Genomic DNA, 21,006 nt, shown 5'->3' on the forward strand with positions numbered 1-21,006 from the left:
AATCGATGATTGTTGTCAGATCTTTGGGGCCGCTACGCAGCCCAGCGCGAGCAAGCTCGCTCGCCACAAAGGTAAGCATGACTGAGGAACAGTGCTTGATTAGCATTGCCTGGAAGGCAGGGCATTTGCTTTTTTTTACTCAGAACCGGTAGTTGGTGCTCAGTTCCAGAGTCCGTGGTGCTCCGGGGGTGATCAGGTCCACCGAGCCATGGGCCGAGGCGTAATAGTCCTTGTCGAAGACGTTACGCAAGCGCAGCGCCATGTCCCATTTCGGCAAGTTGTAGAGCAACGCCGCGTCGACGGTGGTGTAAGCGGGCATGACCACCTGGTTATCCAGGGCGGTGTAACGGTCATCGACATAGTTCGCCCCCATGCCTACGCGCCAGGTGTTGGTCAGCGAGCGCACCAGCCAGAGGTTGGCGCTGTGACGCGGGGTCAACGTTGGTGTCTGGCCTTCGTTGGCGACGCCATTGGTTCGGTTGTTGGACTTGGTGATCTCGGCGTCCAGATAAGCATAGCCGGCATAGACCTGCCACTTGTCACTCAACTGCCCGCTGGCGGTCAATTCAAGACCGTCGGTGCGCTGCTCGCCCGCCAGGACCAGCTTGGTCGGGTTCGCCGGATCGGTCGTTTTCATGTTGGTGCGTTCCAGCCGGAACAGCGCCGCCGTCAACGCCAGGCGATTGTCGAGCAGGTCCCACTTGCCGCCGATCTCGAAGTTGGTGGTTTGCTCCGGTTCAAGGTCCTGGTTGGTGGTGCTCAGGGCGAAGACTTCGGAGGAGGGTTGATAAGAGCGACTCACCGAAATGTAGTAGGACTGAACCTGATCAGGCTGATAGACCAGGCCTGCGCGCGGGCTCCAGGTGTTGTCGGTTCGGGACATTGAGGCACCCGTCAGGTCATCCGAGTATTGCTGGTCGAACACGTCATAGCGCACACCCAGCAAAGCTTTCCATTGCGGGGTCAGTTCAATCAGATCCTGGACGTAGAAACCGGCCGTGTCCTGAGTAGTGGTGCCCTTGGCGGTTTGTCGGTTGGCCTGGAACGGTACGTCGATCAAGCCATCGCGGTACACCGGAACCCGCGCTACGTTGCTCTGGCTGAAGACGGATTGGTCCTTGACCTGACGCCCCAGTTCCACGCCATAGAGCAGGTTGTGGTTCATCCCGGCCAGCGTGGCCTGTTGCTTCAGTTCGGTCTGGTTGAACCAGCCGTCTTCCTTGCGCTGCACGTTGCCGCGATTGAGTTTGACCAGCAATTCGCCGTTGGGGGCGGTGACGAAACGTGTCGGGCTGGAGTCGGCGAGTGTGTTGTTGCGATCCAGATCGTAGTGGTAGTAGCGGCTGGTGTTGCTCAGGGTGAAGTCGTCGTTGATGCGGTAGTCGACGCCGGCCGTGAACGAGAACACTTCGCTGCGGGTGTAATCGTCATCCGGGTCGGCGGAACCGAAGCGCTTGTCCCGATCGACATCGACCGGGCGATCGCCCCGCCCGGGAATGCCGAAGTCGATCAAGCGTTTGTCGTAGAGGTACGTCGCCCCCAGGTTCAGCTCAAGATCGTCGGAGAGTTTGAAGTAGGCCGAAGGCGCAATGGCCTTGCGATCGATATAGCCGTCATCGCGGAAAGTGTCGCTGTTTTCCAGCGCACCGGCTACCCGGAATGCCTTGTCGTTTTGCTGCTGATCGGCCCAGCCGGCGTCGAACTGCGTGCGCTTTTTACCTTCGCTGTCGACGCTGACACCCACTTCCTGTTTGGGGGTGAAGTTGGGTTTCTTGCTGATGCTGTTGATCAGGCCACCGGATGAACCGCGACCATAGAGCACCGCTGCCGGCCCCTTGATCACTTCCACGCGCTCGACGTTGGACAGATCGCGGAAGTACAGCGCGTCGTCACGAACGCCGTCGACGTACATGTCGCCGATGGCACTAAAGCCGCGAATGGTGACCTGGTCGCGTTGGCCATCGCCATTGGAAAGACCGATGCCAGGGACGTTCTTCAACACGTCTTCCATCGACTGCGCGCCCTGATCCTTGATCACGCTCTGAGGGATCACGTTCACCGTTTGCGGAATATCCCGCAGCGGGGCGTCGATCTTCAGCGCGCTGCGGCTGTCGGTCGGCCTGTAGCTCTGCTCGCTGTAATCACTGGTCACAGCGGTTGCAGGCAGGGCCAATGCCGATTGGGTTTGTGCTTGCAAATCAGGTACTGCAAAAAGCCCCAACAGTGAGAGAGAGGCGGGGTGAATGCGCGGTAAAGCCACCATGAGCTCCTTTTTTAATTATCGCGTTAATGATAACGATTATCTTTTGTAAGTAAATAAATATCATTTACATAAGGAGTCGACACATTGGCCGTTGAATTTTACATGCGGAAAAACGTATATTCGGAAAAACGCATATGAGCGGCTCAACCCGGAGAGACCCAATGGCTGACCACCTGACGCCGACCACTGTTTTCAAATGCCTGGCTGACGACAACCGGGTCCGCATGATGCTGCTCATCGCCCATGAGGGAGAACTGTGCGTCTGCGAGCTGACCTGTGCGTTGAATGAGAGCCAGCCCAAAGTCTCCAGGCACCTGGCGCAATTGCGCACTTGCGGATTGCTCTCGGATCGTCGCCAAGGCCAATGGGTTTATTACCGGCTGCACCCGGATCTTCCGGGCTGGGTGCATCAGGTGCTGACCATGGTGCTCGAGTCCAACGGGCACTGGTTGAGCCCGGATGCCAAACGCCTTGAACAGATGGGTGACCGTCCCGAGCGGACAGCGGCTTGCTGCCCGGTTCGATGATTCCAGACGCGCTTTTGCGCAGGACAATGACCATGCACGATGACCACATGCCCCACCTCGATACCGAACTGGTTGATCTCCCCTCGACCGACAAGCTCGGCATCGAACAAACTTCCAGCCACAAGCCGCGCATTTTGCTGTTGTACGGATCGACCCGTGAGCGCTCCTTCAGTCGCTTGCTGGTCGAGGAGGCTGCCCGTTTGCTACAGCATTTCGGCGCCGAGACACGGGTTTTCAATCCGTCTGGTTTGCCGTTGCCTGATGATGCTGGCGACGATCACCCGCGGGTGCAGGCGCTGCGCGAATTAATGATGTGGTCGGAAGGGCAGGTCTGGTGTTCACCAGAACGTCATGGTTCGATGAGCGCAGTCTTCAAGGCGCAGATCGACTGGGTACCGCTCGCGATGGGCGCCGTACGCCCGACCCAGGGCAAGACCCTCGCCGTGATGCAAGTGTGCGGCGGCTCGCAGTCGTTCAACGTAGTCAATCAGCTGCGGGTGCTGGGGCGCTGGATGCGCATGTTCACCATTCCCAACCAATCCTCCGTGCCGAAGGCCTATCTGGAATTCGACGATAACGGCCGGATGAAACCTTCGCCGTTCTACGACCGTGTCGTGGATGTGATGGAAGAACTGGTGAAATTCACCTTGCTGCTGCGCGATCGTCAGGACTATCTGGTCGATCGTTATTCCGAGCGCAAGGAATCGGCGCAAGAACTCATGAAACGTGTCAATCAGCGCTCTATTTGAAGGAGGAAACATGACGATCAAAGTGGGCATCAATGGTTTTGGCCGCATCGGTCGCCTCGCTCTGCGAGCAGCCTGGCGCTGGCCAGAGTTTGAATTCGTGCAGATCAATGATCCGGCAGGTGACGCGGCAACCCATGCGCACCTGCTGAACTTCGACTCGGTGCATGGCCGTTGGATTGACCAGGCCGACTCCGAGGGCGACAACATCGTCATCGACGGCAAACGCATCAAGGTAACGGCCAACAAGGCGATTGCCGACACCGATTGGTCGGGCTGCGATCTGGTGATTGAAGCCAGCGGCAAGATGAAGACCGTCGCGGTGCTTCAGGCTTACCTCGACCAAGGCGTCAAGCGTGTGGTGGTCAGCGCCCCGGTGAAGGAGCAGGGCGCGCTGAACATCGTCATGGGCGTCAACCATCAGCTGTTCAACCCGGCGGAACATCGCATTGTCACCGCCGCGTCGTGTACCACCAACTGCCTGGCGCCGGTGGTGAAGGTGATCCACGAGAAACTGGGCATTCGCCACGGCTCGATCACCACCATCCACGACCTGACCAACACTCAAAGCATCCTCGATCAGCCGCACAAGGATCTGCGCCGTGCACGAGCTTCTGGCATGAGTTTGATCCCGACCAGCACCGGCTCCGCCACCGCGATTGCCGAAATCTTCCCGGAACTGCGCGGGCGTCTGAATGGCCATGCCGTGCGCGTACCGTTGGCCAACGCTTCGCTGACCGACTGTGTCTTTGAAGTCGAGCGCGTCACCACCGTCCAAGAAGTGAATCAGTTCCTCAAGGACGCGTCCGAGAACGAACTGAAAGACATTCTCGGTTTCGAGGAGCGTCCGCTGGTGTCCATCGACTACCGCACCGATCCACGCTCATCGATCATCGATGCGCTGTCGACCATGGTCATCAATGGCACCCAGGTCAAACTCTATGCCTGGTATGACAATGAATGGGGTTACGCGAATCGCACCGTCGAACTGGCCAGAATGGTCGGCCTGGCCGTTTAAGGAGCGGTGATGAAAGCGTTGTCAGCCCTCGCGCCTCAAGTGCGGCAGTACCTGCTCGTGACGGGCAATTACTGGGCCTTCACCCTCACCGACGGTGCCTTGCGCATGTTGGTGGTGCTGCACTTTCACGCGTTGGGCTACAGCCCGCTACAAATCGCGGCATTGTTTCTGTTCTATGAACTCTTTGGTGTGATCACCAATTTGCTGGGCGGTTATCTCGGCGCTCGATTGGGCCTGAACCGGACCATGAACATTGGGCTGGGGATGCAGGTTGTGGCGTTGTTGATGCTCACGGTGCCAGTGGCCTGGCTGACGATTCCTTGGGTGATGGGCGCGCAGGCGCTGTCGGGGATCGCCAAAGACCTGAACAAGATGAGCGCCAAAAGCTCGATCAAGCTTCTGGTGCCCGATGGACAGCAGGGCACGCTTTACCAATGGATAGCCATCCTCACCGGCTCGAAGAATGCACTCAAGGGTGTCGGTTTCTTTCTTGGCGGGGCATTGCTCGCCCTGATCGGGTTCAAAGGGGCATTGCTGGCCATGGCGGGTGTCTTGGCGCTGATCTGGGTCAGCAGTTTGGTCCTGTTGAAAAAGGATCTGGGCAAGGCCAAAGCCAAGCCCAGGTTTCGCGACATCCTGTCCAAAAGCCGGGCCATCAACATTCTGTCGGCGGCGCGGATGTTTCTGTTTGGTGCTCGCGATGTCTGGTTTGTCGTGGCGTTGCCGGTGTACCTGAGCAGCGTCTTTGGCTGGGACTTCTGGAAGGTCGGTGGATTCCTTGCAACCTGGGTGATCGGCTACGGCATCGTGCAATCGTTCGCGCCGCGAATTACCGGCAAGAAACGGGGGCATGTTCCTGATGGCCGCGCTGCGTTTCTGTGGGCGCTTGCTCTGGCAGGCCTGCCCGCGGCAATCGCTTTGGGGCTGAACACCGGGTTGTCGCAGCAGGGGGTGCTGTTAGGCGGGTTGATGGTCTTTGGTGCGCTGTTCGCGGTGAATTCCTCGCTGCACAGCTACCTGATCGTGTCCTATGCCAAGGAAGACGGCGTGTCACTGGACGTGGGTTTTTACTACATGTCCAACGCCATGGGACGGCTGATCGGCACCGTGCTCTCTGGCTGGGTTTATCAGGCTTTCGGGCTGGGGGCGTGTTTATGGATATCCAGCGCATTTGTTATTTTCGCAGCGCTGATTTCTGTGGCGTTACCCCGGCATGCCAAAGCGATTCAACTGCCCTGAAAGCCGCTGTTTCATGGGCTTTACACCAAGTAAGAAAGTTTAATTTCTAATGTGCTTATTATGTGGGTGTCATTTTTCAGGCGTCAAATAGTTGAGGTTTCTTATATGGATCGAAAAGTAATTAGTCTTAGCACAATTTATTCATACGCATTTATTAAAACTTAAGCCATAAATAACCAACCAGGCCGGGCTGCGAGGAAAACTACAAGAACCTGACAACCAAAAGTTTCGCCACAATAAAAATCCAATCCTCCTTATAAGTCGGTGATCATCATGATTAAATTCATGACCTACTTTTTAATAGGAGCTGTTCTTGCAGGATGCAACGGTATGGTAAAGCCCGACTTGTCGGGGCCTGCCAATGATTCATACTTTTCAGTCTTCTCGGGCTTTCCTTTGCCTTATCTGTACATGGCCTCGGCCGTGCAATGGAACGAAGACTATGCCGTCACCACTCGCCACACCCCCCTCATCCGCCACGTGGAATACAGCTGCAGCACCGGCTGCGACCTCGTCTTCATCCAGCACAAGGCCGACGGTCGCTACCCGTCATGGCGCACACCGCGTGTGGGTGAACACATCACCGCCGTGGGGGCGAGCCCCTACATGACCACCGTCAGCGGGCAAGGCAAGGTGTATTCGGCGCCTTTCATCAATAGCAATGAAGGCAGCGGCGAACGCTATGCCATTCATGATGCCCCGATAATAAAGGGGATGTCGGGTGGCCCCGTCATCGCCAATGACGGTAGCATTGTCGGTATCAATGTCGGTTTTTTCTCCACCTCTTTTAATGATGTGAGTTTTCACCCTGGGTTAAAGGGGGCTGAGAGAATCAGCGTCTTTATCCCTTACTCGATCATTCAGCGTGAATGGGAACTGATGCAGGTGAAGCTTAATGACCCGCATGGCGCGAAGTACGCGAAGAAGTAACTTTGCGTCGTCAATCAATTGACCTCCGGGATGTGTCTCATTGTATTGGCTGCAATGAGACACACCTTGGCGGGTTAGTTGAATCCAGGCGTATATTGATTGTGTCGATCCGGGTCATTGAGGCGATAGCAGATCGCTGGCGGTGCGACAGACGAGAGGCTGGGGGGCTAGCAGATATCCCAGAACGTTTGGAGGTGTGACATGAGCCAGTATCAACGACTCTTTCTAATAGCCGGCCCCACCATGCGTCACACGCCGGCACTGCAGCGGGCCGTCGCCATTGCCGAGGCCACGGGCGCAGCGCTGCATATCACGGTGTTTATCGAAGATTTCAACATCCTGGGTTTGATCCACGCCAGTGCGCGGTTTCGTGAGGCTTGCCAGCAAGAGAACGAAAAATGGCTCAAGGATGAAGCCGATCTGATCCGTGGACGCGGAATCAACCTGAGTACCGAGGTGCTGTTCACTCGCGACGCGCTGCAAGAGATCCTTCAGCACGTGACAACAACGCAGGCGGATCTGGTTATCAAGGATGTGCAGCATGAGTCGGCGCTCAAACGCGTTTTCATCACGCCTCTGGATTGGCATCTGCTGCGTGAATGTCCGGTGCCCGTCCATCTGGTCAGCGAAGTCAGTTGCCCACTTCCGCGCGTGATCGTGGCGGCCGTCGATCCGTCGCATCCAGAGACTCAGATCACCGGAATCAACGACCTGATCATCCAGGCTGCGAACGAATTGGCAATGCAATGCCATGCAGAAATGCATCTGCTGTATGCCTACGATCTATCGCAGACACATATATCCGATGCGGGCGCGGGGGCAGTGACGATGCCCGGCTTCAACAGCGACGTGCGCAAGTCTTTGCATAAGTCATTCATCGCATTGGCCGATCATTACGGCGTGCCCACCGAACGGCAACACTTCGTTGCAGGGCCACCAGGCAAAGCATTGGCCGACTTTGCAGCGCATCACCGGGCCGACGTGATCGTCATGGGCAATGCTCATCGCAAGGGGCTGGAAAAATGGGTGGGCAGTACCACGGAGCATGTTCTGTATCGGGTGCCCTGCAACATTCTCGCCGTCGCCGGGCAAGCGGATCAATGAATGGATCCGTTGTTAAGTGAGCTGGAAAGGGGGCCTCGGCGGCCGCCTCGGGATTTTTTCAGGGCGCGTGCCGAGATATCCCGGAAAGTGTCACTGTCGGTCGCCGCGAGCAGCTTTTCACCGTCCTTCAATGTGGCCATAAAGGTCACCTCGGTATTTTTCCCGGCGAGCAGATAGCCGGCGATGGCGCCGACGGGACCGAGCAACATGGCCCCCGCGAGCCCCAGGCCGATGGCGCTCTTTATATTTTTGTTGGAATCAGTGTTCTGAACGGTTAGATCCTTGAACTCCGATACCGGGAAGCTGGTTCCAAGCCGGGGCTTGAGGGATGTTTTGAGGGTGATGGTTCCAAGGTGATATTCCCCGTCGCACTGCGGGAAGTCACCGGCGAGTACTATGATCTTTGCCATATGGAATGTTCTCTTGGAGCGATCATTTTTGGGTAGAACATTGCGCGCGCCCAAAGCCGAAACGTCAACGATCCGACGATGAGTGGCATCCATGAATTCGCGATATACAAGTGCCGATTCTGCAAAAGAATTTCATACTCAGACGTTCTCGGGGCGAAGGGTATTTCAGGAGCTCCGCCCCGGCGCTGCGACATGGACGTTTTATAACGTTTAGCTCAAGCAGGCAGAGAGTGCGCTTTAATCCTCCGCTGGTCCGACAGGTTTAATCGCGACCAGAATCAAATGTTCGGCATCATCAACAGACCTTTCAGCCGAGAGGGTTTAACGGGGGATTAATGGACTTCTGGACCACCATGCAGGTATCGATTCTAGGATTGGTTGAAGGGCTCACAGAGTTTTTGCCCATCTCCAGTACGGGACACCAGATTATTGCCGCGGACTTGCTCGACTTCGGCGGTGAGCGAGCCATGGCGTTCAATATCATCATCCAGTTGGGGGCTATTCTGGCGGTCGTCTGGGAGTTTCGTCGCAAGATTCTGGAGATCACTACCGGTTTGCCAACCCAGCGTAATGCGCAACGTTTCACTTTGAATTTGTTGATCGGTTTCTTGCCGGCGGTTGTTCTGGGTGTGATGTTCGCCGACAAAATCCATGAGTATCTTTTCAACCCGATCACCGTGGCCGTGGCGCTGGTGATAGGTGGAATCATCATGTTGTGGGCGGAGCAACGTGAGCATGTGGTGGTTATCGATCACGTTGACGAGATGCGCTGGACCGATGCCTTGAAAGTCGGTTGCGCACAGTGCCTGGCGATGATCCCCGGCACTTCGCGCTCGGGTTCGACGATTATCGGCGGGTTGCTGTTTGGCCTGTCACGCAAGACGGCTACCGAGTTTTCATTCTTCCTGGCGATGCCGACAATGGTGGGGGCCGCGGTGTACTCGGGCTATAAGTACCGCGACCTGTTCCAGTCCGCAGACTTGCCGGTGTTTGCCTTGGGGTTTGTTGCCGCATTCCTCTTTGCGATGATTGCCGTGCGCGGTTTGCTCAAGTTCATCGCCAACCATAGTTATGCGGTGTTTGCCTGGTACCGGATTGCGTTCGGTTTGCTGATTCTGGCGACATGGTTTTTGGGTTGGATCGACTGGAATCATCTCTCGGAAGGGGCGTAGGTTTTCCTGGGCTTTGTGGCGAGCGAACTTGCTCGCGCTGGGCTGCGTAGCGGCCCCAAAAATCTGACAACCGATTTTTGTGAGTGCTACGCACTCAAGCGGGAGCAAGCTCCCTCGCCACAGGTTTCTTTGACTCAAGACTCCGGGCGGATCTAAATCTTGTTAACCCCTGCCAGTGGCAGGCTGATGTGCTGTTCACGCTGCAGGAAATTCATCATCAACAGCACCCGTTCCTCGCCGTCCATGGCCAGGAATACCGCCTCAAGATCGGAGAACGGACCTTCAGTGATGCGCACCGTATCTCCGTGCCTCAACAACGTTGTCACGATCGCCTGACTGTCTCGCTCCTGGAGCTCGTCGATCAGCGCATCGCGGATCGGCAGTGGCTGACCGCCGAACCCGACGACGCGCGAAACACCGCGGGTCGAGCGCAGCGGGCCCCAACTGTCCTGAAGGCTCAGTTGAATAAACAGATAGCCCGGAAACAGCGACTCGCTGATCACACGACGCTGCCCGCGCAAAACGCGCTCACGCCGGTAGGTCGAACGAAAACAGGCGTAGCCCTGGCGCTGTAAATGCTCTTCGGCGCGTTCATCCTGTTTGGGTTTGCACTGAAGCAGGTACCAGGCTTTGTCGGCGTGTTCTGCAATCGCGTTCATTCGAATTCCCTCCCTGCATCGATTTGCCCCAGCAGTTCGGCGGTTTTGTGCTGCATGAGCACGCTGTCGCCGCGACTTTCCACGGTCAGGCAAGTCACGCAGCCGTCGTCCAAAAGACGCAAGCTGAGACGCCAGTCGGCAAAGACCAGGTTCAGCCCATCGCTCTCGTCGATGTCGAGGGCATCGGCGGCGTAACGCTGCCTGATGCTCGCCATTAACGCCGGACCATCCTTGACGTGACGGCGGATTTCCCCGGAGGAGGGGAAGGCACCGATGCGTTCCACCAGCAGCACCGGCTGTTTCTGCACCCGGGGAAAGATCAGCTCCGACGCATAGGCGCGCACGATGAGGTACGCGAGGTTGTTCTTAAGGTCAGCGCCATACGGGCGGCGACTGTCATCTGCCTTGAAACCGCTCAATGTCTTCATAGAGGCTTCGTCCATAGGGTAATAAAGACCAAAAAATCAATTCGATAACGCACACGTTTGTCAGGGTTCAGCGCCGTCACAAGGTGTTCTGATGCAGGTGCTCGAAACAGAAGTTGGTGGCTTCGATGTAACCTTCGGCGCCGCCGCAATCGAAGCGTCGTCCCTCGAATTTGTAGGCCAGCACGCAGCCATTTTGGGCCTGCTTCATCAAGGCGTCGGTGATCTGGATTTCACCGCCCTTGCCAGGCTCGGTGTCGGCGATCAGGTCGAAGATATCGGGGGTCAGAATGTACCGACCGATAATGGCCAGGTTGGACGGGGCGTCTTCCGGGCGGGGCTTTTCGACCATGCTGTTGACCCGGTAAATACCCTCGCGAATCAGCTCGCCGGCAATCACGCCGTACTTTTGAGTCTGCTCACGCGGTACTTCCTGGATCGCCACGATCGAGCAGCGGAATTGCTCGTAGAGCTTGAGCATTTGCGCCAGTACGCCGTCACCTTCCAGGTTCAAACACAGGTCGTCGGCCAGCACCACGGCGAATGGCTCATCACCGATCAGCGAACGACCACTGAGAATGGCGTGCCCCAGGCCCTTCATTTCCACTTGGCGGGTATAGGAAAAAGTACAGGTATCGATCAGCTCACGAGTGCCTTCCAGGAATCGCTCCTTATCAGTGCCGCGAATCTGGTGTTCGAGCTCGAAGCTGACATCGAAATGATCCTCCAGCGCTCGCTTGCCCCGGCCAGTAACGATGGCCATATGTTGCAGGCCGGCGTCACGCGCTTCCTCGACGGCGTACTGGATCAGCGGCTTATTGACGATCGGCAGCATCTCCTTCGGCATGGCCTTGGTGGCGGGCAAAAAGCGGGTCCCATAGCCGGCAGCGGGGAATAGGCATTTACGAATCATGGAAGCGTCCTTGAAAGTAGACAGATGGAATGGCTAACGGCAGTAGGAAAGGTTCGACGGCGGAACCGGTAACGCTGGAGAGTGCGGGCTCTAAATGGCTCGTTCACTCGAGAAAAATGTTGGCAACGCTGCAGGGGCAGCGAAAGGCCTGTACGCCATGTTTCGCGCAAGGCGGGGGCAGAGAAAATCGGGCGGTCGGTTGGCCGGCGAGCATGCCTGGTTGTTCCACGGCATGCTCCTGACGCAACCCGCTGTAAACAAAGTTATTACCCAAGACATCTCTTACCCAACTTCTAACCGAATGTCCGACGTCCTGGCAATGCACTAACGGAACGGCTATATATTAGCCACTCGCTATTTCGGTGTAATTTAGATTGAACGGTCACGGGAAAACGGCAATTGTTAGAAATTGTCTGGATAAATTTTCGAACTGTTATATTCAGCGTTCAAAGAGCGAAATGTTATTTTTTGTCTGAAGAAAAAGTTGGGGGCTGTTCAAGCGTCATGGTAATAAATACGCACTGATGGTTTGAAAGTTTCAGCTGCAGTTACTGGGGTTATACATACCCGGATTCATTCGTAGTTTAAAGCTCTTATGTTCGGCAAGTGCTATGTCACCGCCAATGTTGACAAGACGGGGAATGTTATCTTGCTTAAAAGGGTTTTGATTGTCTGCGTCGGCAATATTTGCCGCAGTCCCACCGCGGAGCATCTGCTGCGCGGGGCACTCGTTCATTCCGATATCGAGGTCAGCTCGGCTGGTCTCGCTGCCTTGGTGGGCAAACCCATCGAGTCGACGGCACACGCCGTACTCACCGAGCATGGTCATCTGCCCCATGAGCACCAGGCCGTTCAGCTCACCTCTCAAGCCGTCAGCGAGGCGGACTTGATTCTGGTGATGGAGCGGCGGCATGTCAGCGGGGTACTCAACATTGCCCCTGAAGCGCGAGGCAAAGTGTTGCTGCTGGGCAAATGGCAAGACGATCGCGAAATCAGCGACCCCTACCGTCAAGGCAAACCTGCATTTGTGCACGCTTATGCGTTGATCGAAGAAGCCGTACTCGCATGGGCACAGCGCCTGGCGCGCTGATGGCCACTCCTTTTTGAATCGTAATACAGGCAAAGAATCCGACTTATGCAGCAAGCACCGGTAGTTAACGTGCGGGACGACGACAATGACGAGATTGATCTTCTCGGCTTGTTTGGGACACTTATCGACCATAAATGGCTGATTGCCGCGGTTACCGGTGCCTTTATGGTGACTGGTGTGGCGTTCGCGGTGCTGGCGACGCCGGTATACCAAGCGAATGCGTTGTTGCAGGTTGAAGCGAAGAAGAATGATTTGTTGGGCTTCTCCGATGTCAGCAGCATGTTGGGAAAAGAGTCGCCTTCGGCGACCGAGATCGAGTTGATCAAGTCTCGTGCGGTGATTGGCAAGACGGTCGATAACCTGAAACTTGATATCGTCATACAACCAATGTACTTCCCGGTGGTCGGCGAGTTCCTGGCTCGTCGATTCCAGAGTAAAAATCCCGGTGAAATAGCCGACCCCTTGTTGGGGTTGAACAGTTTCGCCTGGGGAGGGGAGTCGCTGAAGATATTCAAACTGGATCTTCCCGACTCGCAACTGGGCAAGAAGTTGACCCTGACCGCGGGTGAAAATGGTCATTACACCTTGGTGGACGAAGACGACAACCTATTGGCAGCCACCCAGACTGGGCAACTTTTCGAACAAAATGGCGTTGCGTTCCAGATAGAAGAAATGCACGCCAATCCTGGAACCCGCTTCAGAATCATCCGCAATTCCCGCCTGACCAGTATCCTCGACTACCAAGAGGATCTCGATGTAGTCGAGCGCGGAAAGGATTCGGGCATGATCGGCCTGTCACTGGAAAGTACAGATCCGAACCAAGCCATTAAAACACTCAATGAAATCGCCACTATTTATGTTCGGCAAAACGTAGAACGTACTTCCGCTGAGGCAGCACAGAGCCTGGCGTTTCTCAAAGAGCAACTTCCGGTGGTCAAGAAGGACCTGGAGAAAGCCGGGAATGCCTTGAATGAATACCAGACGCGCAGCAAGTCCGTGGATATCACGCTCGAAACCAAAGCCATTCTCGATCAGATTGTCGGGCTCGATACCAGCATCTCCGAGTTAAAATTGCAACAAGCCGAAATGGACCGCAAGTTCACCCGGCAACATCCCGCCTATCGCGCATTATTGACCCAGATCGGTGAGTTGAGCAGCAAGCAGAAAAGTTTGGCGAGCAAGGTGGAGGGCCTTCCCTCCACCCAGCAAGAATTGTTGAACCTTACCCGGGATGTAGAAGTCGGGACGGCCATTTATACCCAACTGCTGAACAAGTCTCAGGAGCTGGATGTGATGCGCGCGGGGACGGTCGGTAACGTGCGTCTGATCGACACTGCGGACGTCAATTTTCTCAAGCCGGTCAAACCGAAAAAAGCCTTGATTGTACTGATCGCCACAATTCTTGGCGGCTTGCTGGCGGTAGCCCTGGTGCTGGTACGCAAGGCGCTGAACCGAGGATTGGAAAGTCCGGAAGCCATCGAGCAACTTGGGTTGCCGGTCTACGCTTCGATTCCTTACAGCATTTTGCAGAAAGCCGAAGAAGACAAAATCTCCCGCGGACGAGGGCGTTCCGCAGGTTCTACTTTGCTGGCCATCAGTCATCCTACCGATCTGGCAATTGAGGCATTGCGCAGTTTGCGTACCAGTCTGCATTTCGCCATGCATGAGGCCGACAATAACCGCCTGATGATTTCCGGGCCTAGCCCTAAAGTGGGTAAAACGTTCGTATCGGTCAATCTCGCGGTGGTGATAGCACAAACCGGGTTACGGGTATTGTTGATCGACGTCGACATGCGCAAAGGCTACCTGCACAAAGTGTTAGGTACTTCTGCAGACAATGGGCTTTCCGATATCCTGGCCCGGCGCTGCGATATGGCCACCGCTATCCATAAGACCGCAATCGACAACTTTGATTTTGTCAGTCGAGGCCAAATCCCGCCCAATCCTTCCGAGTTACTGATGCATGCCAATTTCAGCGCGCTATTGGAGCAGGCGAGCAAGCAATACGATCTGGTGATTCTCGACACGCCGCCACTACTGGCGGTGACAGATGCGGCGATCGTCGGACGCCAGTCCGGGACCAATCTGATTGTTACGCGCTATGGCCTGAACCCGGCGAAAGAAATCGAGTTGACGGTCCGTCGATTCTCTCAGAATGGTGTTGTCATTAAAGGTGCGATTTTTAATGGCGTGGAGAGAAAGGCCTCCAATAAATATGGCTACAGTGATTATGGTTATTACAACTATGCTTATGCCTCCGACAAAAACTGACGAAGTTAGAAAGATCGCGTCATAAATTCAGATGTTTGACGGTGTTACTATTGTTCTTTGGTTTTATCGTTGGTTGCTGTTCCGGATCATTAGCCAATAGGCATGATCGAACCGATATTTCATGGAAACATCACGTCCTGAGGAATATGACGAAAAATCCTGGGGCGGTAGCGTGCCCGCCGCTCTCTAGAAACCTTGTAAAGGTCAAAGGGTTTGTCAGTGATTCGAAAAATATTCTTCATGGGTTTTACCGTATTTGTTCGGCTGTTAACTAATGTTGCGCTATTCGTTTTTATGGCGCGTTATTGGAATGTATCTGAATTTGGTGAGTTCATATACATATATACAGCAGCAACGATAGCTTGTTTGGTTGTGGATTTTGGATTCACTCAAAGTATATTGCGTGATATAGGAGTCAACAAGAATCAAGAAAGGCAGATATTAGCTGATGTTATAAAGGCTAAGTTAGTGTTGTCATTCATATTGCTCCTTGTTTCAGCGCTAACGGTAATATACTTGAAGCTTCATATGTACCAAGTAGTTCTGTTTTTTATTGTGTTAGTTTCATGTGTTATGACCTCGTTTTCAGAATCTATGAATGCGGTGTACAGGGGTATTAATAAGTACCATTACGAAACCGCAATTACACTTATTAGCAATTGTGTATACTTTTCTGTGCTCATGATAATTTTAATTATGGGGGGGGGAACTAAAAGTGTTGCATTGGGTATGCTCTTTTGTAAGGCGGTGCAGCTTGCTTTGTCTTGCACCATCTATAAGTTTATAGACTGCCAGCAGAAGATTCGGGGTAGTCTGAAAAATACCATAAGCGATATAAGAAAAAATACAGCTTTTGGAATAGATGCTTTTTTAACTAACTTGGTGACCAGTATTGACACTCTGATTGTAGGGTATTTACTAGGGCACAACGCAGTTGGTATATACCAGGCAGGGATGCGCCTATTGCAAGGTGCGAATACGGGGGCGCAAGTCTTGTCTAATGTTTATCTTCCGAGTCTTTCACGTCATAATGCTGATGACGATAAGTTAAAAGCTTTGATAGTTCGGTTGTATTTCAAGATGCAGTTGTTAGGCGGCCTAGGAGCTGTGCTGTTCATTTATGGTTCCGCACCAATGACAAGCATGATTTACGGAGAAAAATATGTAGAGCTAGTAAGCTTACTTCCTCTTATAGGTGTTTTGCTGATGCAGAGATATTTGGCAGCAGCACACGGGATAGTCTTATCTAGCTTGGGGCATCAAAGTCATCGGGCTTTTTACAATGTTTTAAGCATGCTCATTTTTTTAGCGCTATCTGTATTGGTTGCGCCATATTTGGGAATAAAAGGGATTGTAATTTCTCTCCTGGTTTCTATTTTGGTGCTGCACATGCTTTATATCTTTAGGCTAATTAGCAGTAACGTGCCATTAGGGCTATCGAAACAAAATATAGCGCTAACCATCGGATTCTATATGCTTGTAGCCGTCTTTTTTATTAATAACTTTGGAAGAATTGCGCAATGAAAAAAATTGGACTTTTATGGCACAACTATCCTTCTGAAAATTTAGGTGTTGGAGCTTTAAGTTATAGTCATTTTTGTTTGATCGAAGAGGCGCTTGAAGAGCTTAATTTAGATGTTGGTTATCACGTCATTGGAATGATGCCGTCGACGGACAATGAATTTCAAAAAGCTACGACACGCAAAGTAAGCTATTCTCAGTTTTCAATAAGGCAAATAGCTAAAAATCCGTTAAAGCTACTTGATATCAGGAAGGCGATATCTGAATGCTTTATTGTGTTTGATTTGAGTGAGGGTGATAGTTTTACGGATATATATGGTTTTAAAAGGTTTCTTCAGCAGGCCTTAAGTAAGGCGCTAGTGATTAATTGCGGTAAAGAACTTGTGCTTAGCCCCCAAACCATTGGGCCCTTTAATAAAGGGTATGGGAAGGTCGTATCAAACTTCATTATAAAGAAAGCGAGTGCTGTGTTTGCTCGAGATGAACAGTCCTATAATTATTTAGTAAAAAATGGACATCAGCGTAACTCAAGCGTGGTAACCGATCTGGCTTTTGCACTGCCGTACAATCGTGAAAATGTTCAAAAAGTAAAAGAACATATAGATGTAGGGATCAATATTTCCGGGTTACTCATGAATGGAGGGTACAACGGGGAGAATCAGTTTGGATTAACGATTAATTATCCGAGCTTGATCGAAAGTGTTATTAAGGAATTCTCGAAGGACAGTAATGTTAGAGTGCACTTGGTCTCACATGTTATAACTGATAGGTACGCTGTTGAAGATGATTATCGCGCTAGTTTGAGTGTTAAGAATAAATTTCCTGAGTGTATATTGGCGCCTAAATTTTCTTCGCCTGTAGAGGCGAAAAGTTATATTTCGAACTTGGACTTTTTTACCGGTGCGCGTATGCATGCAACGATTGCGGCCTTTTCTAGCGGGGTACCCGTAGTGCCTGTGGCGTACAGCCGTAAGTTTAGCGGTTTATATGGGACGTTAGGGTATAGAAACTTAGTAGATGGTCAGTCTGATACAACTCAAACCGCTATTAATACAATTTTAGAAGGTTACTCTGATAGAGAAAGTCTTGCCAAGGAAATAAGTAAGAGTAATGCTTTGGCGCAAACTAAGCTCGGTGTATATAAAGCTTTCCTGAAAAGAAAATTTGAGAGCTGTGAATAAATGAGCTCAGATATTATTAAGTTGGTAGAGAAAAACAATCTATGTACTGGGTGCGGGCTGTGTGAAAGTATCGCAGGTGCCAGTAATATCAAAGTTGCAATGAATGATGAAGGGTATTTAAGGCCGAAAATTTATAATGAGCTGAAAATGTTGGATTCAGAAGTTATAAAAGATGTTTGTCCAGGATTGAATGTCAGTCACGCTACTGCTAGTAAAGATCATCACCCATTGTGGGGCGTTGTCGATACGATTTCTATTGGTGCCGCGTCAGATAGCGGCGTGCGTAAAAAAGGGTCATCTGGGGGGGTCTTGAGTGCACTTCAAATATATCTACTAGAGGAAAAAATAGTAGATTACGTCGTTAATACTTGTGTTGGTGATGATAATCCGTTTGATACGCAAGTTAATATAGCAAAAAATAGAGCTGAAATATTAAGGGCTACTGGTTCTAGATACTCTCCCTCGGCTCCTTTGAATACTATTGTTAGTTTGTTAGACCGGCCGGGAACCTTTGCTTTCGTCGGAAAGCCTTGTGATGTGGCAGCTTTGAGAAGATTGGCAAAGCACGATAAGCGAGTAGACGACAAAATTAAATATATGTTGTCGTTCATGTGTGCCGGTGTTCCCAGTAAAGAAGGTACTCTGAGAATTGTTAAAGATTTAGGAGTAGAGGAGTCTGAAGTTAAAGACTTTAGATACAGAGGCGATGGTTGGCCAGGGGCTGCAACAGTCACACTCAAGGACGATACCACAAGATCTATGTCCTATGAGGAGTCATGGAGATATGTTCTTAGTCCGCGGGTACAATGGCGTTGTAAATTATGTCCCGATGGTACAGGTGAATTTGCAGATATTACAGGTGCTGATGCCTGGCATGTTGCGGAGGATGGATCGCCTGATTTTTCAGAAAGGGATGGCCAGAGCTTTATTATTTCTAGAAATAGAGTAGGGCAAAATCTATTAGAGCAGTGTATTAAAAGTGGATATATAAACGTTTCTAGTGAAGTCGATTGTTCGAGAGTAGAAAAGGTTCAATTTCATCAAGCATACAGAAAGAAAACGTTGTTGTTTAGGTTCTTGGCTCTAAGGCTAATTGGCTTGGCTGTTCCAAGATATAATACGAATATTCTATTGAAGGCAACTATGCTCGCTACGCCTGTATCTTTATTAAGATCATTTGCAGGTACAGTAAAGCGTGGGTTCAAGATGAGAGAAAATAGGAAGAATGTCTGAGTATGCTATATAGACTATACTTGGCATACCTCACATTGTTCACTTTGTGGCCAACGTATGCGGGTCTTAAAGTTTCGGGTCTACCTATACTTAATATTCAGAGGGTGTACACATTATTATTAATAGTATTGACGATATTTTCGATGTTGGCTTCGCCAAAAAATATGACGATCGCGTATAGACGTTTTCGCGAAAGCTCACGCGCGGTAGTTTTTGTAAGTTTATTTTTTTTATGGCGATTAATATCAGCTGTTTTTTCAGAAGATCCTATATATTCAGTTTTTATTGCTGCTTTAGATGTTCTTTTGCAGTACTCTTTTTTTATGATGACCATTTTGTTGGTGTCAAGTAAAAAGAAGATAATTGAATCGCTTAAGTTTGTATTGTATGGCGCGGTCATCGTCTCTGTGATTGGAGTTATTGAGTCTTTAATCCAAGCTAATATATTTTATAATTTTGTTCCTCGAAGCGCAATGGAAACGGGGTATGTTGCATCGGCGTTAACAGAAAAAATTAGGGGAACTTACAGGGTTCAGGCAGGTTTCTTACATCCGTTAGTATTGGCGGAATATCTAATATTAACTATTCCAGTGGCGATTTTGTTTTTAAAAATAAAGGTCAGCAAGCATATAAAACTTGCTTCAGTCACAGTTTTATTGCTTGGAACATATACGCTAATTTCTACTGGGTCGAGAGCTGGAGTACTTATTTTTATACTTCAGCTTGGGCTTATGTTTTTGTTTAAGTTAATCCGGGATCTAAAAAATCAACGAGAGATAATGCCCATTGTAAGATCATTTGTCATGATTGCTGTTGTTTTTACGGGTATTCCAGTCGCATATAATTTTGCGAGTATTGCACTTGAAAGGCAAAGTGATTCTGAGTCAATGAGCACTCAAGCGAGAATTGATCAGTTTAATCTTGGGCTGGATACATTTGAAAAACATCCACTGGTAGGATGGGGGCCTGGGTTGGCTGTGGATCATGTTGCAAGTTCAAATGTCACAACGGGTGAAAAATCAGTTGATAACTACTACCTAACGATTGCAGCTGATTCCGGATTGCCTGCGTTTATATTTTTTGTTTGTGTAGTGGTAACTTATTTCAGGAAGGCAAGAAAGCTTACGGCTAAGTTAGAGTCGCCGTATAGTAATGTGTCGGACGGTCTTTCAATATCGCTGTTTGGGTTTTTAATATTTTGTGCTGTATTAAGTACCTTTGAAGTGTTTACGTTAGCGTATGTATATTTTGCACTTCTAACTAAACTTGAAGTCTTTCAAAAAAACAAAGGTTTATGAATTTTTAGTAAGGGGCGACGAGATGGCTAATTCAAGTGGTTCTGTGACTATCCTGCTTTCAACATATAACGGTGAGAAATATCTAAGGGAACAGATAGATTCTATTGTTCAACAACAATACCAAGATTGGGTGTTGCTTGTAAGGGATGATGGTTCTTCTGATAGCACGCTTGAAATTGTAAAATCTTATTCGGTGAAAGATGCGCGGGTGCAGATAATTACTGATGGTTATGGGAATCAAGGTCCCGCCGGATCATTTATTAAGCTTTTAGCTTGTGTTGAAACAGAATATTTTATGTTTTGCGATCAAGATGATGTTTGGTTGCCAAATAAGGTTTATGACAGCATAAAAATTCTCAAGTCATATGATGGGCCACATTTAGTATTTACTGATCTAAAGGTCGTGGACGAGCGTTTGGGAGAGATATCAAGCTCTTTTATGGAAAAAAGTAGATTTGATCCTATAAAAGGAGTTAATTTTTCAAAACTATTAATTCAGAATGTCGTTGTTGGATGCACAATTGCGGCGAATAAAAAACTACTCGAAGAAAGTAAACTATCCGCATTTGATACGCCGAATAACATAATGATGCACGACTGGTGGTTGGCGTTGGTCGCATCCAGTTTAGGTAAAATTACTTATTTGGATAAGCCCACTATTTTTTATCGCCAGCATGGAGGAAATTGTCTAGGTGCCAAAGATTCCGGCTTTCGGCATTATCTACGACTTCTATATAATCAAAAGCCTTGGTTAAAGGCTCAAAAATATCTAAACAGAGTTATATTACAGGCTGCTAGTTTTAATAAGTGTTACGGCTCGAGAGTAACACCTTCTCAACGGAAATTATTATCTTTAACTGTTGGGCTGAGAAGTGGTTCAGTTGTTTTGGGTTTGTCGAAATGTTTTTTCTCAGGTATTAGCATGCATAAACTAGATCGAAATGTAGCTCTGCTATTATCCTTTGTTTTCGGAAGGTTTAAAGACTGGAAGGCTGTGGAGAGTTAG

At 50.7% G+C, this 21,006-nt stretch carries 19 protein-coding genes; 14 read left to right on the forward strand and 5 right to left on the reverse strand.

Features of this window, described 5'->3' with window-relative positions; all coding sequences use genetic code 11:
• Positions 1-139: 139 nt before the first annotated feature.
• Positions 140-2,263 (reverse strand): TonB-dependent receptor, encoded by a 2,124-nt coding sequence (locus AB7M26_RS15425; protein WP_429385062.1) that lies wholly within the window; start codon positions 2,261-2,263, stop codon positions 140-142.
• Between the two features lie 161 nt (positions 2,264-2,424).
• On the opposite strand from AB7M26_RS15425, the gene AB7M26_RS15430 reads away from it, so the two are divergent.
• From AB7M26_RS15430 to AB7M26_RS15455, 6 genes are all read left to right on the forward strand, one after another.
• Positions 2,425-2,790, forward strand: coding sequence for a metalloregulator ArsR/SmtB family transcription factor (locus AB7M26_RS15430; RefSeq protein WP_123497730.1), 366 nt, complete (start codon positions 2,425-2,427; stop codon positions 2,788-2,790).
• A gap of 32 nt (positions 2,791-2,822) precedes the next feature.
• The gene (gene arsH / locus AB7M26_RS15435) at positions 2,823-3,539 is read left to right on the forward strand and encodes an arsenical resistance protein ArsH (RefSeq protein ID WP_123497728.1); all 717 of its coding nucleotides are present in this window, start codon (positions 2,823-2,825) and stop codon (positions 3,537-3,539) included.
• 10 nt (positions 3,540-3,549) lie between these two features.
• On the forward strand, positions 3,550-4,554 hold the full coding sequence (locus tag AB7M26_RS15440) for an ArsJ-associated glyceraldehyde-3-phosphate dehydrogenase (RefSeq protein ID WP_123497726.1): 1,005 nt from the start codon (positions 3,550-3,552) through the stop codon (positions 4,552-4,554).
• Between the two features lie 9 nt (positions 4,555-4,563).
• The gene (gene arsJ, locus AB7M26_RS15445; RefSeq protein WP_429385065.1) at positions 4,564-5,793 is read left to right on the forward strand and encodes an organoarsenical effux MFS transporter ArsJ; all 1,230 of its coding nucleotides are present in this window, start codon (positions 4,564-4,566) and stop codon (positions 5,791-5,793) included.
• Positions 5,794-6,123: 330 nt separating this feature from the next.
• Positions 6,124-6,723 (forward strand): trypsin-like peptidase domain-containing protein, encoded by a 600-nt coding sequence (locus AB7M26_RS15450; protein WP_429388850.1) that lies wholly within the window; start codon positions 6,124-6,126, stop codon positions 6,721-6,723.
• 201 nt (positions 6,724-6,924) lie between these two features.
• Positions 6,925-7,827, forward strand: a complete 903-nt coding sequence (locus AB7M26_RS15455) for a universal stress protein (RefSeq protein WP_123497720.1) — start codon at positions 6,925-6,927, stop codon at positions 7,825-7,827.
• Here AB7M26_RS15455 and AB7M26_RS15460 read toward each other — a convergent pair.
• Positions 7,821-8,237, reverse strand: a complete 417-nt coding sequence (locus AB7M26_RS15460) for a hypothetical protein (protein ID WP_123497718.1) — start codon at positions 8,235-8,237, stop codon at positions 7,821-7,823. The genes AB7M26_RS15455 and AB7M26_RS15460 overlap by 7 nt on opposite strands.
• Positions 8,238-8,572: 335 nt before the next feature.
• On the opposite strand from AB7M26_RS15460, the gene AB7M26_RS15465 reads away from it, so the two are divergent.
• Positions 8,573-9,409 carry an undecaprenyl-diphosphate phosphatase gene (locus AB7M26_RS15465; RefSeq protein WP_429385069.1) on the forward strand — a complete coding sequence of 279 codons (837 nt, stop codon included), beginning with the start codon at positions 8,573-8,575 and terminating at the stop codon, positions 9,407-9,409.
• Positions 9,410-9,561: 152 nt separating this feature from the next.
• Here AB7M26_RS15465 and rfaH read toward each other — a convergent pair whose 3' ends face one another.
• From rfaH to galU, 3 genes are all read right to left on the reverse strand, one after another.
• Positions 9,562-10,068 (reverse strand): transcription/translation regulatory transformer protein RfaH, encoded by a 507-nt coding sequence (gene rfaH / locus AB7M26_RS15470; RefSeq protein ID WP_052965259.1) that lies wholly within the window; start codon positions 10,066-10,068, stop codon positions 9,562-9,564.
• A complete protein-coding gene (locus tag AB7M26_RS15475; protein WP_429385072.1) occupies positions 10,065-10,496 on the reverse strand; it encodes a phosphohexomutase domain-containing protein in 432 nt (143 codons plus the stop codon). The genes rfaH and AB7M26_RS15475 overlap by 4 nt, the downstream gene beginning before the upstream one ends.
• A gap of 76 nt (positions 10,497-10,572) precedes the next feature.
• A complete protein-coding gene (gene galU, locus AB7M26_RS15480; protein ID WP_429385075.1) occupies positions 10,573-11,406 on the reverse strand; it encodes a UTP--glucose-1-phosphate uridylyltransferase GalU in 834 nt (277 codons plus the stop codon).
• A 649-nt stretch (positions 11,407-12,055) separates the two neighbouring features.
• Between galU and AB7M26_RS15485 the strand changes: the two genes are divergently transcribed.
• The 7 genes from AB7M26_RS15485 (at position 12,056) to AB7M26_RS15515 (ending at position 21,006) form a co-directional block, all read left to right on the forward strand.
• On the forward strand, positions 12,056-12,496 hold the full coding sequence (locus tag AB7M26_RS15485) for a low molecular weight protein-tyrosine-phosphatase (RefSeq protein WP_454238393.1): 441 nt from the start codon (positions 12,056-12,058) through the stop codon (positions 12,494-12,496).
• 45 nt (positions 12,497-12,541) lie between these two features.
• The gene (locus tag AB7M26_RS15490; RefSeq protein WP_429385079.1) at positions 12,542-14,767 is read left to right on the forward strand and encodes a polysaccharide biosynthesis tyrosine autokinase; all 2,226 of its coding nucleotides are present in this window, start codon (positions 12,542-12,544) and stop codon (positions 14,765-14,767) included.
• Between the two features lie 240 nt (positions 14,768-15,007).
• Entirely contained in the window at positions 15,008-16,291 is a 1,284-nt protein-coding gene (locus AB7M26_RS15495) for an oligosaccharide flippase family protein (protein WP_429385082.1), read from the forward strand.
• Positions 16,288-17,469, forward strand: coding sequence for a polysaccharide pyruvyl transferase family protein (locus AB7M26_RS15500; protein WP_429385084.1), 1,182 nt, complete (start codon positions 16,288-16,290; stop codon positions 17,467-17,469). Before AB7M26_RS15495 ends, AB7M26_RS15500 begins: the two co-directional genes overlap by 4 nt.
• The gene (locus AB7M26_RS15505) at positions 17,470-18,702 is read left to right on the forward strand and encodes a Coenzyme F420 hydrogenase/dehydrogenase, beta subunit C-terminal domain (protein ID WP_429385087.1); all 1,233 of its coding nucleotides are present in this window, start codon (positions 17,470-17,472) and stop codon (positions 18,700-18,702) included.
• 143 nt (positions 18,703-18,845) lie between these two features.
• Positions 18,846-20,000 carry an O-antigen ligase family protein gene (locus tag AB7M26_RS15510; protein WP_429385089.1) on the forward strand — a complete coding sequence of 385 codons (1,155 nt, stop codon included), beginning with the start codon at positions 18,846-18,848 and terminating at the stop codon, positions 19,998-20,000.
• A gap of 22 nt (positions 20,001-20,022) precedes the next feature.
• Positions 20,023-21,006: a glycosyltransferase family 2 protein gene (locus AB7M26_RS15515; RefSeq protein ID WP_429385092.1), complete on the forward strand. Its 984-nt coding sequence runs from the start codon at positions 20,023-20,025 to the stop codon at positions 21,004-21,006.

It is taken from the genome of Pseudomonas sp. F-14 TE3482 (assembly GCF_053629455.1).

Excerpts from the sequence above, each read along its gene's own strand:
- AB7M26_RS15440 (WP_123497726.1), top strand. The coding sequence starts at position 3,550 with ATGACGATCAAAGTGGGCATCAATGGTTTTGGCCGCATCGGTCGCCTC.
- AB7M26_RS15515 (WP_429385092.1), top strand. The coding sequence starts at position 20,023 with ATGGCTAATTCAAGTGGTTCTGTGACTATCCTGCTTTCAACATATAAC.
- AB7M26_RS15455 (WP_123497720.1), top strand. The coding sequence starts at position 6,925 with ATGAGCCAGTATCAACGACTCTTTCTAATAGCCGGCCCCACCATGCGT.
- AB7M26_RS15450 (WP_429388850.1), top strand. The coding sequence starts at position 6,124 with ATGGTAAAGCCCGACTTGTCGGGGCCTGCCAATGATTCATACTTTTCA.
- AB7M26_RS15465 (WP_429385069.1), top strand. The coding sequence starts at position 8,573 with ATGGACTTCTGGACCACCATGCAGGTATCGATTCTAGGATTGGTTGAA.
- AB7M26_RS15425 (WP_429385062.1), bottom strand. The coding sequence starts at position 2,263 with ATGGTGGCTTTACCGCGCATTCACCCCGCCTCTCTCTCACTGTTGGGG.
- AB7M26_RS15430 (WP_123497730.1), top strand. The coding sequence starts at position 2,425 with ATGGCTGACCACCTGACGCCGACCACTGTTTTCAAATGCCTGGCTGAC.
- arsJ (WP_429385065.1), top strand. The coding sequence starts at position 4,564 with ATGAAAGCGTTGTCAGCCCTCGCGCCTCAAGTGCGGCAGTACCTGCTC.
- arsH (WP_123497728.1), top strand. The coding sequence starts at position 2,823 with ATGCACGATGACCACATGCCCCACCTCGATACCGAACTGGTTGATCTC.
- AB7M26_RS15460 (WP_123497718.1), bottom strand. The coding sequence starts at position 8,237 with ATGGCAAAGATCATAGTACTCGCCGGTGACTTCCCGCAGTGCGACGGG.
- rfaH (WP_052965259.1), bottom strand. The coding sequence starts at position 10,068 with ATGAACGCGATTGCAGAACACGCCGACAAAGCCTGGTACCTGCTTCAG.
- AB7M26_RS15510 (WP_429385089.1), top strand. The coding sequence starts at position 18,846 with ATGTTGGCTTCGCCAAAAAATATGACGATCGCGTATAGACGTTTTCGC.
- AB7M26_RS15490 (WP_429385079.1), top strand. The coding sequence starts at position 12,542 with ATGCAGCAAGCACCGGTAGTTAACGTGCGGGACGACGACAATGACGAG.
- AB7M26_RS15495 (WP_429385082.1), top strand. The coding sequence starts at position 15,008 with ATGGGTTTTACCGTATTTGTTCGGCTGTTAACTAATGTTGCGCTATTC.
- AB7M26_RS15475 (WP_429385072.1), bottom strand. The coding sequence starts at position 10,496 with ATGAAGACATTGAGCGGTTTCAAGGCAGATGACAGTCGCCGCCCGTAT.
- AB7M26_RS15500 (WP_429385084.1), top strand. The coding sequence starts at position 16,288 with ATGAAAAAAATTGGACTTTTATGGCACAACTATCCTTCTGAAAATTTA.
- galU (WP_429385075.1), bottom strand. The coding sequence starts at position 11,406 with ATGATTCGTAAATGCCTATTCCCCGCTGCCGGCTATGGGACCCGCTTT.
- AB7M26_RS15505 (WP_429385087.1), top strand. The coding sequence starts at position 17,470 with ATGAGCTCAGATATTATTAAGTTGGTAGAGAAAAACAATCTATGTACT.